This window comes from Pseudomonas sp. SWRI77, assembly GCF_014269105.1.
GTDB lineage: Bacteria > Pseudomonadota > Gammaproteobacteria > Pseudomonadales > Pseudomonadaceae > Aquipseudomonas > Aquipseudomonas capeferrum.
The window spans coordinates 24667-37823 of record NZ_JABWRV010000005.1 but is presented as its reverse complement, the minus strand read 5'-3'; the positions used below and the strand labels follow the sequence as shown (position 1 = coordinate 37823).

Annotated in this window: 21 protein-coding genes; 18 read left to right on the top strand and 3 right to left on the bottom strand. The window is 60.0% G+C overall.

The window, feature by feature from the left end; translation table 11 throughout:
- Positions 1–174 precede the first annotated feature (174 nt).
- A complete protein-coding gene (locus HU766_RS06885) occupies positions 175–423 on the bottom strand; it encodes a DUF1654 domain-containing protein (protein WP_186655250.1) in 249 nt (82 codons plus the stop codon).
- Between the two features lie 169 nt (positions 424–592).
- Positions 593–1240, bottom strand: coding sequence for an XRE family transcriptional regulator (locus HU766_RS06880; RefSeq protein ID WP_186654753.1), 648 nt, complete (start codon positions 1238–1240; stop codon positions 593–595).
- A gap of 109 nt (positions 1241–1349) precedes the next feature.
- Here HU766_RS06880 and HU766_RS06875 point away from each other — a divergent pair, with 109 nt between their 5' ends.
- The 10 genes from HU766_RS06875 (at position 1350) to HU766_RS06830 (ending at position 7328) form a co-directional block, all read left to right on the top strand.
- Complete coding sequence (locus tag HU766_RS06875) at positions 1350–1574, top strand: Cro/CI family transcriptional regulator (protein WP_186654751.1); 225 nt, start codon at positions 1350–1352, stop codon at positions 1572–1574.
- A gap of 172 nt (positions 1575–1746) precedes the next feature.
- Positions 1747–2412 carry a phage regulatory protein/antirepressor Ant gene (locus HU766_RS06870; protein WP_186655247.1) on the top strand — a complete coding sequence of 222 codons (666 nt, stop codon included), beginning with the start codon at positions 1747–1749 and terminating at the stop codon, positions 2410–2412.
- A gap of 11 nt (positions 2413–2423) precedes the next feature.
- Entirely contained in the window at positions 2424–3152 is a 729-nt protein-coding gene (locus HU766_RS06865) for a helix-turn-helix domain-containing protein (protein ID WP_186654748.1), read from the top strand.
- Positions 3149–3832 carry a replication protein P gene (locus HU766_RS06860; RefSeq protein WP_186654746.1) on the top strand — a complete coding sequence of 228 codons (684 nt, stop codon included), beginning with the start codon at positions 3149–3151 and terminating at the stop codon, positions 3830–3832. Before HU766_RS06865 ends, HU766_RS06860 begins: the two co-directional genes overlap by 4 nt.
- 24 nt (positions 3833–3856) lie before the next feature.
- Positions 3857–4153: a DUF1364 domain-containing protein gene (locus HU766_RS06855; protein ID WP_186654743.1), complete on the top strand. Its 297-nt coding sequence runs from the start codon at positions 3857–3859 to the stop codon at positions 4151–4153.
- Complete coding sequence (locus HU766_RS06850; protein WP_186654741.1) at positions 4150–4578, top strand: VRR-NUC domain-containing protein; 429 nt, start codon at positions 4150–4152, stop codon at positions 4576–4578. Before HU766_RS06855 ends, HU766_RS06850 begins: the two co-directional genes overlap by 4 nt.
- Positions 4575–5873: a site-specific integrase gene (locus tag HU766_RS06845; protein ID WP_186654739.1), complete on the top strand. Its 1299-nt coding sequence runs from the start codon at positions 4575–4577 to the stop codon at positions 5871–5873. The genes HU766_RS06850 and HU766_RS06845 overlap by 4 nt, the downstream gene beginning before the upstream one ends.
- 217 nt (positions 5874–6090) lie before the next feature.
- Entirely contained in the window at positions 6091–6408 is a 318-nt protein-coding gene (locus HU766_RS06840) for a hypothetical protein (RefSeq protein WP_186654736.1), read from the top strand.
- An 11-nt stretch (positions 6409–6419) separates the two neighbouring features.
- On the top strand, positions 6420–6809 hold the full coding sequence (locus HU766_RS06835) for an antiterminator Q family protein (RefSeq protein ID WP_186654734.1): 390 nt from the start codon (positions 6420–6422) through the stop codon (positions 6807–6809).
- A gap of 303 nt (positions 6810–7112) precedes the next feature.
- Positions 7113–7328, top strand: coding sequence for a hypothetical protein (locus tag HU766_RS06830; protein ID WP_186654732.1), 216 nt, complete (start codon positions 7113–7115; stop codon positions 7326–7328).
- Here the strand turns inward: HU766_RS06830 and HU766_RS06825 are convergent.
- Complete coding sequence (locus tag HU766_RS06825) at positions 7317–7616, bottom strand: hypothetical protein (protein ID WP_186654729.1); 300 nt, start codon at positions 7614–7616, stop codon at positions 7317–7319. The genes HU766_RS06830 and HU766_RS06825 overlap by 12 nt on opposite strands.
- Positions 7617–7729: 113 nt before the next feature.
- On the opposite strand from HU766_RS06825, the gene HU766_RS06820 reads away from it, so the two are divergent.
- The 8 genes from HU766_RS06820 (at position 7730) to HU766_RS06785 (ending at position 13155) form a co-directional block, all read left to right on the top strand.
- Complete coding sequence (locus tag HU766_RS06820; RefSeq protein WP_186654727.1) at positions 7730–8314, top strand: hypothetical protein; 585 nt, start codon at positions 7730–7732, stop codon at positions 8312–8314.
- A 34-nt stretch (positions 8315–8348) separates the two neighbouring features.
- Complete coding sequence (locus HU766_RS06815) at positions 8349–8720, top strand: chemotaxis protein (protein WP_186654725.1); 372 nt, start codon at positions 8349–8351, stop codon at positions 8718–8720.
- The gene (locus HU766_RS06810) at positions 8720–9037 is read left to right on the top strand and encodes a hypothetical protein (protein WP_186654722.1); all 318 of its coding nucleotides are present in this window, start codon (positions 8720–8722) and stop codon (positions 9035–9037) included. Before HU766_RS06815 ends, HU766_RS06810 begins: the two co-directional genes overlap by 1 nt.
- Positions 9037–9375 (top strand): HNH endonuclease, encoded by a 339-nt coding sequence (locus HU766_RS06805; RefSeq protein ID WP_186654720.1) that lies wholly within the window; start codon positions 9037–9039, stop codon positions 9373–9375. Before HU766_RS06810 ends, HU766_RS06805 begins: the two co-directional genes overlap by 1 nt.
- Positions 9376–9534: 159 nt before the next feature.
- Positions 9535–10011 carry a terminase small subunit gene (locus HU766_RS06800; protein WP_095064326.1) on the top strand — a complete coding sequence of 159 codons (477 nt, stop codon included), beginning with the start codon at positions 9535–9537 and terminating at the stop codon, positions 10009–10011.
- Positions 10012–10014: 3 nt separating this feature from the next.
- Positions 10015–11694: a terminase large subunit gene (locus HU766_RS06795; protein ID WP_095064325.1), complete on the top strand. Its 1680-nt coding sequence runs from the start codon at positions 10015–10017 to the stop codon at positions 11692–11694.
- The gene (locus tag HU766_RS06790; RefSeq protein ID WP_085983377.1) at positions 11691–11852 is read left to right on the top strand and encodes a hypothetical protein; all 162 of its coding nucleotides are present in this window, start codon (positions 11691–11693) and stop codon (positions 11850–11852) included. The genes HU766_RS06795 and HU766_RS06790 overlap by 4 nt, the downstream gene beginning before the upstream one ends.
- The gene (locus tag HU766_RS06785) at positions 11845–13155 is read left to right on the top strand and encodes a phage portal protein (protein WP_095064324.1); all 1311 of its coding nucleotides are present in this window, start codon (positions 11845–11847) and stop codon (positions 13153–13155) included. Before HU766_RS06790 ends, HU766_RS06785 begins: the two co-directional genes overlap by 8 nt.
- The last annotated feature ends 2 nt before the right edge of the window (positions 13156–13157 follow it).

Here is a 13157-nt window from a genome sequence, read left to right as displayed (position 1 = left end):
TGGTCACGTCTGGTTGTGTAAAGAGCGGTGGCTGCCGGAGCTGCCCGCCGAGGTGATCGGCGTTGAGGGGATTTAAGCAAGCTGAAATTCCAAGGTCAAGCATGCTGAGTAAATATTTTCAGTAAGCTGAAATTAGCAAGCAAAAAAAGACCCGCTCAAAGCGGGCCCGTGGCATCAAATCTCAGTGAATTCACACCACCCGATTCGGATCACACCTGATTCCAAGCGCTCAACCCTTATCCCCGTCGTTTCCTCGATGTCAGCGAGAATCCTGGCCCAATCTGCCCTTGACTCTTCTGGCGCGGGCGTAAGCTCAACGAACTGACGCTTTTGCACATGTGGCGATGAAATGGCCTGCTGTATTCGATATCCGAGGCGCTCATAGGAGCGAGAGGGCGAATGTGAGAATGCGAGGGGCAGCATCATTGGAACTCCTTGTACTGTATGTGCATACAGTTATCTTGCCGCGTGTATTTTTTCAAGTCTCCTCAATGCGTAATCCACCTATACGTGTAAACAATTGGCACAGGTACAGCCTGCCAGGACAAAAAAAAGCCCGGCTCTAGGCCAGGCTTTTCGCGGGGAGGAGAGGTTAGAGCTTCATCATCGCACGAACAACGACGCCGACAATGCGACAACCTTCCGCACACATCTCGACTGGATACGCAGGATTCAGCGGCTTCAAGAATCGCCTTCCGCCATCCTCAACTAACTTCTTGAACGTTGCTTCATTGCTGTCAGCGAGCTTTGCAACGACTAGCTTTCCTGAGATCGCTTCCACCTCAGTATCAACCAGGATCATCATTCCTTCGGTGATGCTGGTGCCTACCGGCGAGGTCATTGAGTCACCTTTGACCTCAAGCCAAAATGCAACGCCTTTCGAGTCGTAGTCGGACACTTCGTAGCGGTCCGAGAACCCCGGGGGAAATGGCTCAACAGCTTCGGCCCATGAGCCGGCTGCCACCCAGCTTATTACGGGGTAACGAAACGACATCTTGGGTTGCGGTATGGCCTCGACATTGGTCTCCTCGACTTCGGGACCCTCGCCGATCGCCAGCCACTCCGCTCGGAACCCAGTCGCTTTGGCGAGGGCGAAGAGGTTCTCAGGCCTGATGCTTTTGCTTTCGCCTGTAATCCACTGGGTTACGGCTGAGTTTGCGACGCCGCAAGCGGCTGCAACTTCGCCTTTTCTCATGCCGCTGACCGCAATGGCTTTGGCTATTCGTTCGTGTCGTTCCATGCGCTGAGTTTAAGTTAACTGAATTTAAGTATGCAGTTCACAGAATGGCCGCATTGACTATGTTCTTTCAGCATGCTGAAATTCACGAACGCACCATCGAGGAAGCGCAATGAAAACGCGTGACGCTGCTAACCATTTCGGCAGCAAGAAAAAGCTCGCCGACGCGCTAGGTATTCAGCCAAGCGCAGTGACCATGTGGGGGGAGCTCGTTCCGATCTCTCGCCAGTACCAGCTCCAAGTTCTCTCAGACGGAAAGCTCATGGCTGATGCAAAGCCGTCTGCCGAGCAATGCCAGAAGTGTGACAGGACTGGCATTGCGCCAGTAGATGACTGAAACACCTGCGGATCCATCCAGTACTGGAAAGGCAGGCGAAAAAAAACCGCCTGGCAGGGCGGCTTCTCTACAACAAACATCGAGGTCGATTATGCACTCCGCAATCGATGCCAGCAATACCAAGCTTGTTGCGTCAGCTGTTGGCGATTCGCCAAAACTGGCGCATCAGTTCATGTCTACCCGCGAGATCGCGCAACTCACTGGCAAGAGCCATGACAACGTGCTTCGTGATGCACGACGCCTGGTCGCAGAGGGTGTCCTCAAATCTGAGGAGACCCCATACACCCATCCACAAAACGGCCAATCCTATCCAGAGTTCCTGCTGAGTCAGCGCGATACCTTGGTGCTGGTATCCGGTTACAACTCCCAACTGCGTGCCAGGATTATCGACCGGTGGCAGGATCTTGAGGCGAGGGTAGTTGCCCAGGTCCGAATCCCCCAAACCTTCGCTGAGGCGCTGCGACTGGCTGCCGATCAAGCAGAGCAGAACCTTCAGCTGCAGCAGGTCATCCAGAAACAAGCCCCGAAAGTCGCGGCCATCAAGCGTTTGGCTTCTGCTTGCGGGGCCATCTGCATCACTGATGCGGCCAAGCAGCTGCAGGTTGCCCCGTCGAAGTTGTTCGACTGGCTGGAGCAGAATCGCTGGATCTTCCGCCGCAAGGGCTCGAAGCGATGGATCGCTTATCAGCCTCGCATCACCTCGGGGCTTATGAAGCACAAGGTGACAGCCCTGAAACCTGACCCTGAAACAGGTATCGAGCGCGCCGCGTTTGATCCTCTGGTGACCCCGAAAGGGCTTGCGCGTCTTGCTGAATTAAAGGCTGGGGGTTCGCTGTGAGCGTACAAGCCATGACCTGGGCCCTGGCTATTCCGAAGTCCTCTCTAGAGAACCCTGCGGCTCGTCACGTCCTGCTCTGCCTAGCCAACTATGCCGGCAGCGATGGCCGCGGCGCCTTCCCGTCGGCTGCCACGCTATCCGAGGACACCGGCCTGTCCGAGCGCACCATCCGCCTAAAGCTCGACGAGCTGGAAGCGGCTGGCTGGATCGTCGCTGGAAACCAGGCTATCGCGGCTGCTTACATCGACCGCCGTGATCGCCGTCCCACGGTGTACGACCTTCAACTTAAGCGAGGTGCATCTGCTGCACCTCGTAGAGAACGGGGTGCAGCAAACCGCACGGGGTGCACTTCACAGCATAACGGGGTGCAGGAAAACGCAGAACGGGGTGCAGCAGCTGCACCCAATACGTCAGTTAACCAATCTACTCACTCTCTGCGCGAGCCATTCGAGATGTTCCTGGAGTGGGTGCCGGATCAGGACCTGCTAAAAGCGTATGCACTCCGTTCGGGGCTCACCCTGGACAACTTCGGCTCCAACGCAATCGCCGGATTCGTGCTGCACCACGACGCGAAGGGCTTGGCGCAGACCGAGAAGCAATGGCTCGCCGCCTTGGTCAACTGGGTGAAATTGGACTTGGCCCGGGCAGCTCGATCCGCCACCGGAAAACCGAGCGCGCAGCAATCGAGCACTTTCGATGATGACGACACGTCATGGCTCAACGGGGGGAATGACCAATGAATCAGGTAGCCACCATCACCCATGGCCTTTGGGCCAAAGTTCAAACCGGCCAGTACATTCCTGCTGGGGATACGCTTCCCGCCGAGATCAAGGCCGAGCTCGATCGCAAAACTGCTGCAGTGATCAATCGGCTGTTCCGTGATCTGCGCACCATCTTCAGCGCGTGGAAACAGGCCTGGCCGGACATGAGCACGTACAAGGCCGCCAAGCAACAGTGGCTGACGGCGTTCCTCGAGGCAGGTATTAACACCCCCGAGCAACTGCAGTTCGGCCTGATGCGCTGCCGCCAGTCAGAACGTGAGTTCATTCCTGCGCCCGGCAAGTTCATCGAGTGGTGTCAACCATCGCCGGAGATGCTTGGCCTCCCAACCTTGGCGGCCGCATTTCGCGAAGCTACTCGAAACGCCCATCCTGCGATGGCTGGCCAGGGGAGCTGGAGCCACGATGCTGTGTGGCACGCGGCCAAGGAGTGCGGCTTCGAGAACCTCAACAAACTGCCATCCGATGCCTCCTCGAAGCTGTTCGAGCGCAACTACACCATCGCCGTCCGCCGAATCATGGCCGCAGAACCGCTGCAGAAGATGCCGCTGGCACTTCCCGCCGAGGTTTCCGGTAGTCGGACGCCAGAGGTCGGCAACAACGCCCTGGCGGCCATGCGCGCCCGCCTTGCAGGCCGTTGAACCCATCCGCTAGGAGCTTGATCTATGCGTCAAACGAAGTTGACCAAGGCCGCGCGCGGACGGGAATGCCAGGTGCGCATCCCTGGAGTGTGCAACGGCAATCCCGAGACCACCGTCCTCGCTCACTACCGCCTGGCCGGCACCTGCGGTGTGGGAAAGAAACCGCACGACATGCAAGGCGCCTGGTGCTGCAGCGCTTGCCATGACGCCTGCGACGGGCGCAGCAAGGCTGTGGATCGCGACACTGCCCGCCAGTACCACGCCGAGGGTGTCATGCGCACCCAGGCGGCGCTGATCAACGAGGGGGTTCTGGTCGCATGAATGCTCCCGCCCCTCGCCCGTTCAAGGCCAAACCGGCTCGCGCCAAGCCCGTCGACAGGGAAGGGCAGGAGCAGGCCGCGCTAATGAAAGAGCTCCAGTTGCGCTACCCGCAGGCGTACAAGCTGATCTACCACGTGCCGAACGGCGGGCACCGAATCAAGGCCGTGGCTGCCAAGCTCAAGGGGCAGGGCGTCAAAGCTGGCGTGCCCGACCTGGTGCTTCCGATGGCGCGTGGTGGGTACTTCGGGCTGTACATCGAGTTCAAGGCCAAGCCGCCCTTCGATGCCCCGGTGTCGCCCAGTCAGGATGCCTTCCTGCAGCTGCTGACGAACGAGAACTACCTGGCCATCGTGTGCCGCGGGAACATCGACGCCGTCGAGGCCATCCGCGCCTATCTGCTGCTGCCCGCCACGGTGGCTGCATGAGCGCGACCCGTGAAGTGAAGCTGAGCGAGGCCGAGGTGCGCCGGCAGGCCGCAGACAAGTCGGTGCGCGACTTGCGCGACCCGAGACACCCGGGCCTGTACCTTCGCTTCTGGAGCAACCGAGAGCGTGGCACCTGGCACCTGGTGCGAGGCAAGAAGTGGGTACCGATCGCCCGTTGGCCCGACCTGACCGTGGCGGCCGTGCTGGCCGAGCTGCCCGCGCTGCGTCAGCGCCTGATGCGCGACCCGGCCACCGCGCCGATTGCCTCGGGCATGGCCACCGTAGGGCAACTGCTCGACTGGTACGGTAACCGCATGGCCCGCGACCGATCGTTGTCGGCGAAGCGCAAGGCCGGCGCACGGTCCGCCATCGCCCAGCACCTGAAGCCGCGGCTCGATGACCTAGCCTTGGCCGAGGTGACTGCCGACGCGTTGGACAGGCAGCTGATGTGGCCGTGCCAGGCCGAAGTGTCTCTATCCTACCTGCGGCAGATGTTCGCGCTGCTGCTGACCGCTTTCCGCCAGGCCCAGCAGCTTGGCCTGATCGACCGCAACCCGATGGCAGGGATGCGCTTCAACGACTTCACCAAGGCCAAGATCCTGCCCAAGGCAGCCCGCCTGCGCGACGTGCAACTGCCCGAGCTGATGCAGCAGTTGGCCCAGGCCTTCGAAACGGCCCCGGGCGACGCCATGCTGGCCCTGATGATGCTGGCCCACGGCACCCGGATCGGTGAGACCCGAATGGCGCGCTGGAGTGAGATCTCGCTGGCAGCGGCCGAGTGGTTCATCCCGGCAGCGAACACCAAGACCCGCACCGAGCACCGCCTGCCATTGACTGCCCAGGTCGAGGCGCTGCTGGTGAGGTACCGGGCGATTCAGCAGGGTCAGGGCTACGAGGGTGTGTACCTGTTCCCGAACCGTCGCGGCCTGTCGCTGAGCGAGACCCAGGCCAGTGCCGTGTTCACCCGCCTGGGGCAGGGCGAGTGGACCAGCCACGACCTGCGCAAGGTGTCTCGCAGCACCTGGACCGACCTCGGTATCGACGGGCACATCGGCGAGATGCTGCTAAATCACACGCTGGGCAAGATCGCCAGCACCTACATCCACACCCAAGCCATGCAGCAGCGTCGGGTTGCGCTGGAGAAGTGGCACGCGTGGCTTGATGAGGCTGGCTTCGTGGCCATTCACCGCCTTACCAAGACCTTATTTGAAAATTCGCAGAATTCGCCGCAGGCCACAGCAGGCGTGGCGTCGAGCGACCTTACCGCATTTGTAATTAGCGAGGATTCGAAATGATGGCTACTCCGCATTGGGATGACGCGCCGGCTTGGGCTGCCTGGCTGGCTCAAGACGAAGAGGGTGACTGGCATTGGTTTGAGAGCGAGCCTGAAGCGAACAGCAGCCGAAGCAAGCTCGGTTTCTGGAGGCGCACAGAGGGACGCTGTAATTGGGCCCGGAAGACCCCCTGCTACCGGCAGTGGCACGAAACCCTCACTGATCGACCGGAGGGCCAATGAGCAAAATCCACGGCCCATCCTTCAAGAAGGCCGTGATCGAGTTGGGTAAATGCCCTTTGTGCCGTGGGAGAGCGGTCACTCAGGGTGTGTTTCACGAACTGCCATGTGACCACTGCAACGCCTCGGGCTTTGTGGCGGCTGCAACCGGCGAGGCTCTGGCCCTGGATGAACTGGTGACCCAGCTCAGCATGAGGCTTCGGGCAGCGCTCCGGCAGATCGAGCAGTTGAAGAACCCTCAGGCATCCGGGCCTGAGGCTACATATCAGGGAAGCAACCGGCGCGGCGCCGGCGGCACCAATTACACCGGGGATTGAGGGGGAAGGACATGAAGAAACGAACCTACGTAGACAAGGCCCTTGGTGACACCGCGTACATGCTCGAGCAATGGGGCTGGTGGCTCATGGATGGCAGGGGCGTGCCTCAGTATGTCTGCCCGCTGTATGCGCTTATGAAGGAACACGCCCCAGCGGAAGGCGGGCTCAAGCAATACGTGATCACGGACGATCTAGCGCTTGCGGTGGACGGCGCTGTAGCCAGGCTGAACAAGCGCAACCCGCAGATGGGTGGTTTCGTCTGGCTGTACTTCGGTGCTAAGTGGCCGGCACTGCGGGTCGCCCGCGAGCACAAGATGAGCGAAGCTAAGGCGCGCGAGCTGATCAACACTGGAGTGGCCTGGATCGATTGCGCCCTGGAGCAATTGCGCGAGGCTGCATAAAAAGCTTTCCGCGCGGATAAACACCTGTTTTCATAGCAGCGTGTCCAGCTTGCAAGCAACGCGACACAGACGAACCCCGGCCATTGCGTCGGGGTTTTTCGCTTCTGCGGATGACCTGCCCAGGCAGCTGGGCTAAGTCGGTAGTGGCGTCGATCAAAGCCGTGCGCTCCCTGATCGGCTACGCGATGAGAGTCTGGGGTACGTGACCCAGCGAGCCAGACCAACAAGCCGGGAAGCGCCGGCCCTCCGCACCCTTTCCGAGCCTAGGCGTCCGCCGGGGCTTTTTTGTTCTTGGAGATCAGCATGAAGAGCTCGTACCGCCAAGCTGTGGAGTCGGTGATTGCGCAAGAAGCGAAGCTGGGCGAGTTGACAAGGCTTCATGCCGAAGCCGTTGATCGAGAGAAACAGCTAGCTGATGCGCTGCGGCTCAATCGAGAGGTTCTGGCGCGATATGAGTCCAGGGTTTCGGAGATTGAGACGCAGATGGCTACAGGTGTCAGCTTCCCGTCAGAAGCCTAGGTACTTCTCAAGCAGGGCAGGGTATTCGAGTTGCCCTTTCACTGCCTTTTTCCGATTGCTCACGTCAATCACCACCATTTTGTCCTTGTTGGCATTGAACTCACTGCCGTAGTACAGGGCTGAGCACAGATCTTCCGCTGTCGTATCAAGCTGGAGGCAGTAGAACGATGTGGTTTCATCCCAGTGCTTGTACTCAGTGAGCTCGTTTATTTTCTTTACGAACGAGTCATATCGCGCTTTCCGAGTTTCATCAGACTTGAACTCAAAGGTGATGATGAAGTTTGCCATGGTTCCATCCTGTGTCGCGGTGGTAGGGGTTGCGACGATAGCACGGGGCCGCCATTCCACGTATCCAAGGGCTCGCCATTCCGGCGGGCCTTTTTTGTTTCTGGAGCATGCAGATGTCCGGGCAGATCCTCGCCAAGCTTGATGCTATACAAACCACCATCGCCAGCCTACGTGCCGAGGTTGGCGGATTGCAGGCCCAGTTATCAACCAAGGCGGATAGCACTGCGGTCACGGCGCTGTCGAGCACCGTCCGGAGTCAGGGCGGCACGATTACTTCTCAAGGCGGGATGATCACAGCTCAGGGGAAGGCGATCAGCAACCTGACGAGCAGGATCGATTCGCCATGCGATTGCCGCAAGGCGGCCGCTTCGGCAGACACTGCCCTCGATACGACTCGGGTCCAGGCCCAGATGTACATCAACGAAGCAGCCATCGAATCAGCCTCCATTCGAACTGAGGTGTCAGCCCGGGCCGAGGCTGATGTCGCGCTGGCCAGCTGCATCGGCGCACTCACCTCGATCCCAACCGCCACCCTGGAGAGCGGGCTGGAGGTAATGGCCGGGCTGATCCACGATTCGAAGCTGGGCGAGCAGTTGCTGAGCGCTGAGCGTTTTGGTGTTGACGATGGTCTGGCCAACATCATTCGCCAAGTCATCCGCGACGAGCTGAAGCCTGGCGGGATGCTGCATCGTAGCTGACACAGGATTCGATCTTATTTCCTTGGAGTATTGAATGGACCCGACCGACCTCGGCCCAGGCACAGCCACCTGGCTGGGCGGAACGGGCACTGTATTGCTTGGCGGCTTCCTGTGGTTGAGGAAGTTCCTCTCGAAAGATGCCGCAGACCGCGCCATGGACAATGCCGATATCGGCACCGTCCGCCGCTTGAATGAACTGCTCGACTCCGAGCGCGAAGCCCGCAAGCTGGCAGAAGCCCGCGCTGATCAGTTCGCCAAGGAGCGCAATGATCTGGCGATATCGGTCGGTCGCCTGGAGGGCAATATCCTCGCCTTGACCAGGCAGGTTGAGCAGCTGACCGACAAGGTCACCACCCAAAGCGAGGAGATCTCACGACTTCGCGCTCAGCTTGGAGGTGCCGAGTGATGGACAAATGCGCATTGGAATTCATAGCCAGACGCTGGTGGCGACGGGCTGAGGTATGGGTCATCGCCATACTGCTTATCGCAGGTGGCGCTGTACTGGGTTGGCAGTCGGCTTATTGGGCCATGGCGAGCACTCAGGCACGCCAGGTCGACGAGATTCGCCAAGCTTACGACGCTGCCATGACCGAGCGCGACAAGCGCCTGGATGAGCTGACCAGCAAAGCCGAGAGCGCCGCTACCAAGGCGTCGAAGGCAGCAACCACCGCGACTCAAGCAGCCGACAAAGCTGACGAAGCGCTGAACCGAGTGACGCAGTAATGGCCAGGCTCAAGACGCTCGGATCGCGCATCAAGGAGAGCGCAGGGTCGCGGGTCAAGGTGGTCACACCTGGCAGCTGGCGGAGCGGCATGACCAGCTCCCAACGTGGCTACGACTACCGGTGGCAGAAGGCGCGAGAGCAGTACCTGCGTGATAACCCGCTGTGCGCTTACTGCGCCCGGCAGGGGCGAACGGCAGCGGCCAGCGTCGTCGACCACATCGTGGCGCACCGAGGCGACAAGGATCTCTTCTGGAATCAGGCCAACTGGCAGCCGCTCTGTAAGCCCTGCCACGACTCGGTCAAGCAGGCCGAGGAGGCTGCCGGCCTGGGTGGCTGAGGCGTCAGCGGATCCTCGCGAGGCGGCAGGGCGACTCATGAGGTACGTCAGTGACGTGCTTCAAAAGGGGTAGGGGGGGCAAAAGCTAGGGATTCTCATCTAGCTAGACCGCCACCGACCCCACGTACACATTTTTTCCCGTTTCAGGAAAAGTTAACCATGGCTTTAACCGACAAGAAGCGGCGGTTTGTTGACGCTTTGCTGTCGGGGGCCACAAATCGCGAGGCGGCGCTCGCCGCTGAATATTCCGAGAAGACCGCGTCGCAAGCGGGCTCCAAGCTTGCGAAGGACCCCGATGTCCTTGCTGAAGTCGGACGCCGGTTGAAGCAAAAGCAGGCTTCCAGCACCGAGGTTAAACCCTCTCGAAAAGTTAAAGCTGAACAGCCGCAGGTTCAGCAGGCTGATGACCTGTCGCTAACCGAGACCGACGATCCGCGCGCCTTCCTGACTGAGCTAATGAACGCCGAAGGCGCCGACCTGCGTATGCGACTGGAAGCGGCCAAGACGCTGATGCCTTATGTGCATGGCAAGGTCGCCGACCAGGGCAAGAAAGAGCAGAAGGCGGAGGCCGCCAAACAGGTCGGTAAAGGCAAGTACTCCCAGGGCAAGCCACCCCTCTCCGTAGTGAAGAATTGACCTATGCAATGGACAACAGCCTGCCCGGATTGGTGGAGGTGCCTGGCTGCGGGCGAATCAATCATCCCTGAGCCGCTGTTTCCAGAAGAAGCTGAAGCCGGCCTCGATGTGTTCAAGGGGCTGAAAATCGTCGATGCCCCGGGCAGCCCCACCATTGAGGCCGCCTGCGCACCGTGGGTCTTGGCATTCGCCGGGGCCATCTTCGGCAGCTACAACAGCGAGACCGGCGAGCGCCTGATTCGGGAGGTGATGCTTTGCATCCCCAAGAAAAATAGTAAATCGACGATCGCCGCCGGGATCATGCTGACGGCGCTGATCCGCAACTGGCGCCTCTCTGCTGAGTTCATCATCCTCGCGCCGACCAAAGAGATTGCCGACAACTCGTTCATCCCGGCCAAAGACATGGTCAACAACGATGACGAGCTGAAAGCGCTGCTGCATGTGCAGCCGCACCTGCGGTTGATCACCCATCGCGAGACCGGCGCCACCTTGAAGGTGGTGGCTGCGGATAGCGACGTGGTTGGCGGCAAGAAGGCGGTCGGCGTCCTGATCGATGAGGCCTGGCTGTTCGGGAAGAACCCGAAAGCCGCTGACATGATTCGCGAGGCTACTGGCGGTCTGCTGTCGCGACCTGAAGGCTTCATCATCTGGCTGACGACCCAATCGAACGAACCGCCGGCCGGTGTGTTCCGCTCCAAGCTCAACTATGCACGCGGCGTGCGTGATGGCCGGATCGACGACAACCGCTTCTTGCCGATCATCTATGAGTTCTCTCAGGAGATGATCAAGAGCGGCGAGGCGCGGAAGCCTGAGAACTTCCACCTGGTCAATCCGAACATCGATTACTCCGTTGACCGGCCTACGCTTGAGCGCCTGTTTATGCAGGCTGAGCTGGACGGCGAGGCTGAGCTGCGCGGCTTCTTGGCCAAACACCTCAACATCGAGATCGGCCTTGCGCTGATGTCCGACGCTTGGGTCGGGGCGGAGTTTTGGGAGGCGCAAGCTTCAGCGTGGCTCAATCTCGATGAAATCCTCACGCGATGCGAGGTCATTGATGTTGGCGGTGACGGCGGTGGTCTTGATGACCTGCTCGGTCTTGCCGTGATGGGTCGGGAGGCGGGAACCCGCAGGTGGTTCCACTGGGCTCACGCCTGGGCGCACCCTTCGGTGCTGGAGCGCCGCAAGTCAGAAGCGCCGCGCTTGAGGGATCTAGAAAAGGCTGGCGACATCACCATTGTGGATCGAATAGGTGATGACGTTGAGCAATTCGCGGCCATCGTGGCCCGCGTCAACGACACCGGGCTACTCGACAAAGTCGGTCTCGACCCGGCCGGCATCGGTGCAGTACTCGACGCGCTTGCGGATGCAGGCGTTGAGGAAGACAAGATCGTGGGGATCTCTCAAGGCTGGAAGCTCACCGGCGCAATCAAAACGACGGAACGCAAGCTTGCCGAGGGCACGCTGCTCCATTGTGGTCAGCCGCTCATGGCCTGGTCCTGCGGAAATGCCAAGGGCGTGCCTTCAGCCAACGCCTTCTTGATCACCAAGCAAGCATCGGGCACCGCAAAGATTGACCCGCTGATGGCTACATTCAACGCCGTTTCGCTGCTGAGCCTGAATCCAGAGGGCAGGGGCGGAATGGACAATTTCATGGCAGGCATTCGGGATCCACTGATCGCATGAACGCATTTCATATTTTCATCGCCTGCGCAGTGATCGCTTTCTGCCTGGCATGCGGCGGGGTCTGGATGCTGGCCGGTACCGGCTGGGCTTTGCTGGCGGGATCACTGAGCTTCTTCTGCATCGCCGGCTTCATCCGCAGAGGGCTTGTCAGTGATTAGAACCCTATCGCAGGCGTTGGGGGCTGCTGCCACCAAGCCTTCAGCCAGTATGAGTGAATGGCTGGGCAAGACTATCAAGCTGTCCGATGGAGGTTTCTGGAGTGCTTTTAACGGCGCCCAGTCCAGTAGTGGAAAGTCAGTCAGCGTCGATAAGGCCATGCGTCTGTCCACGGTGTGGGCATGCGTCCGCATCATTTCGACCTCGGTGGCTGGCTTGCCGCTGAGCATCTACCGGCGCATGCCGGATGGCAGCCGAGAGAGCGCTCGCGACTTCCCGTTGTACGACGTGGTGCACAACAGCCCCAACGAAGACATGGCCGCCTTCCACTTTTGGCAGGCAGTCGTCGCTTCGATGCTGCTCTGGGGCAACGCCTATTGCGAGATCCACCGCTCTGCTGGTCGCGTCATCGCCCTGGATTTTCTGATGCCATCGAGAGTCGACCTCGAGTTCGACGATGATGGACGACTCAGGTATTTCTTCAGGCCCCGAAAGGGCGCCCGCCGAGAAATCCAGCGGCAGGACATGCTGCACATTCCGGCCTTTACCCTGGATGGCCGAGTCGGCCTTTCAGCTATTCGATACGGCGCGGATGTGTTCGGTTCGGCGATGTCGGCAGACGATGCCGCTAACAGTACCTTCCGCAACGGCATGATGCCCACTGTCGCGTTTTCGGTGGACAAGACGCTGAACCCCGCTCAGCGCGTTGAGTTTCGTGAATACGTGAAGACGATCTCCGGAGCATTGAATGCCGGCAAGAGCCCCGTGCTCGAGCAGGGTGTGAAGCCGGAAATGATCGGCATCAACCCCGCCGATGCGCAACTGCTGGAGTCGAGAGGGCACAGCATCGAGGAAATTTGCCGCTGGTTCGGGGTCCCACCTTGGATGGTGATGAAGACCGACAAGGGCAGCAACTGGGGCACAGGACTGGAGCAGCAGCAGATCGCGTTTCTCACCTACTGCATCATGTCCTTCACAGCGCCAATCGAGCAGTGCGTGAACAAGTGGTGCATGACGGCGGTTGACCGGATCAAGTTTTATGCCGAGTACTCGCTTGAAGCATTCCTGCGTGCGGATAGCGCGGGCCGTGCGGCCTATCTCAGTACGATGGGGCAGAACGGCTACCTGACCCGAAACGAGGGGCGGCGGAAAGAGAATCTTCCCAGCATGCCTGGTGGCGATGTACTGACCGTGCAATCGAACCTGGTGCCGCTGGACCAGTTGGGCAAGCAAAACGATGGTCAGGCCGCACGGGCCGCACTGATGAACTGGCTGCAAGAGCCGGAAAGCAAATCTCGGGAGTAATC

What these genes read in the sequence shown, in the direction of transcription:
- HU766_RS06885 (WP_186655250.1), bottom strand. Translation starts at nt 423, where the DNA reads ATGCTGCCCCTCGCATTCTCACATTCGCCCTCTCGCTCCTATGAGCGC.
- HU766_RS06880 (WP_186654753.1), bottom strand. Translation starts at nt 1,240, where the DNA reads ATGGAACGACACGAACGAATAGCCAAAGCCATTGCGGTCAGCGGCATG.
- HU766_RS06875 (WP_186654751.1), top strand. Translation starts at nt 1,350, where the DNA reads ATGAAAACGCGTGACGCTGCTAACCATTTCGGCAGCAAGAAAAAGCTC.
- HU766_RS06870 (WP_186655247.1), top strand. Translation starts at nt 1,747, where the DNA reads ATGTCTACCCGCGAGATCGCGCAACTCACTGGCAAGAGCCATGACAAC.
- HU766_RS06865 (WP_186654748.1), top strand. Translation starts at nt 2,424, where the DNA reads ATGACCTGGGCCCTGGCTATTCCGAAGTCCTCTCTAGAGAACCCTGCG.
- HU766_RS06860 (WP_186654746.1), top strand. Translation starts at nt 3,149, where the DNA reads ATGAATCAGGTAGCCACCATCACCCATGGCCTTTGGGCCAAAGTTCAA.
- HU766_RS06855 (WP_186654743.1), top strand. Translation starts at nt 3,857, where the DNA reads ATGCGTCAAACGAAGTTGACCAAGGCCGCGCGCGGACGGGAATGCCAG.
- HU766_RS06850 (WP_186654741.1), top strand. Translation starts at nt 4,150, where the DNA reads ATGAATGCTCCCGCCCCTCGCCCGTTCAAGGCCAAACCGGCTCGCGCC.
- HU766_RS06845 (WP_186654739.1), top strand. Translation starts at nt 4,575, where the DNA reads ATGAGCGCGACCCGTGAAGTGAAGCTGAGCGAGGCCGAGGTGCGCCGG.
- HU766_RS06840 (WP_186654736.1), top strand. Translation starts at nt 6,091, where the DNA reads ATGAGCAAAATCCACGGCCCATCCTTCAAGAAGGCCGTGATCGAGTTG.
- HU766_RS06835 (WP_186654734.1), top strand. Translation starts at nt 6,420, where the DNA reads ATGAAGAAACGAACCTACGTAGACAAGGCCCTTGGTGACACCGCGTAC.
- HU766_RS06830 (WP_186654732.1), top strand. Translation starts at nt 7,113, where the DNA reads ATGAAGAGCTCGTACCGCCAAGCTGTGGAGTCGGTGATTGCGCAAGAA.
- HU766_RS06825 (WP_186654729.1), bottom strand. Translation starts at nt 7,616, where the DNA reads ATGGCAAACTTCATCATCACCTTTGAGTTCAAGTCTGATGAAACTCGG.
- HU766_RS06820 (WP_186654727.1), top strand. Translation starts at nt 7,730, where the DNA reads ATGTCCGGGCAGATCCTCGCCAAGCTTGATGCTATACAAACCACCATC.
- HU766_RS06815 (WP_186654725.1), top strand. Translation starts at nt 8,349, where the DNA reads ATGGACCCGACCGACCTCGGCCCAGGCACAGCCACCTGGCTGGGCGGA.
- HU766_RS06810 (WP_186654722.1), top strand. Translation starts at nt 8,720, where the DNA reads ATGGACAAATGCGCATTGGAATTCATAGCCAGACGCTGGTGGCGACGG.
- HU766_RS06805 (WP_186654720.1), top strand. Translation starts at nt 9,037, where the DNA reads ATGGCCAGGCTCAAGACGCTCGGATCGCGCATCAAGGAGAGCGCAGGG.
- HU766_RS06800 (WP_095064326.1), top strand. Translation starts at nt 9,535, where the DNA reads ATGGCTTTAACCGACAAGAAGCGGCGGTTTGTTGACGCTTTGCTGTCG.
- HU766_RS06795 (WP_095064325.1), top strand. Translation starts at nt 10,015, where the DNA reads ATGCAATGGACAACAGCCTGCCCGGATTGGTGGAGGTGCCTGGCTGCG.
- HU766_RS06790 (WP_085983377.1), top strand. Translation starts at nt 11,691, where the DNA reads ATGAACGCATTTCATATTTTCATCGCCTGCGCAGTGATCGCTTTCTGC.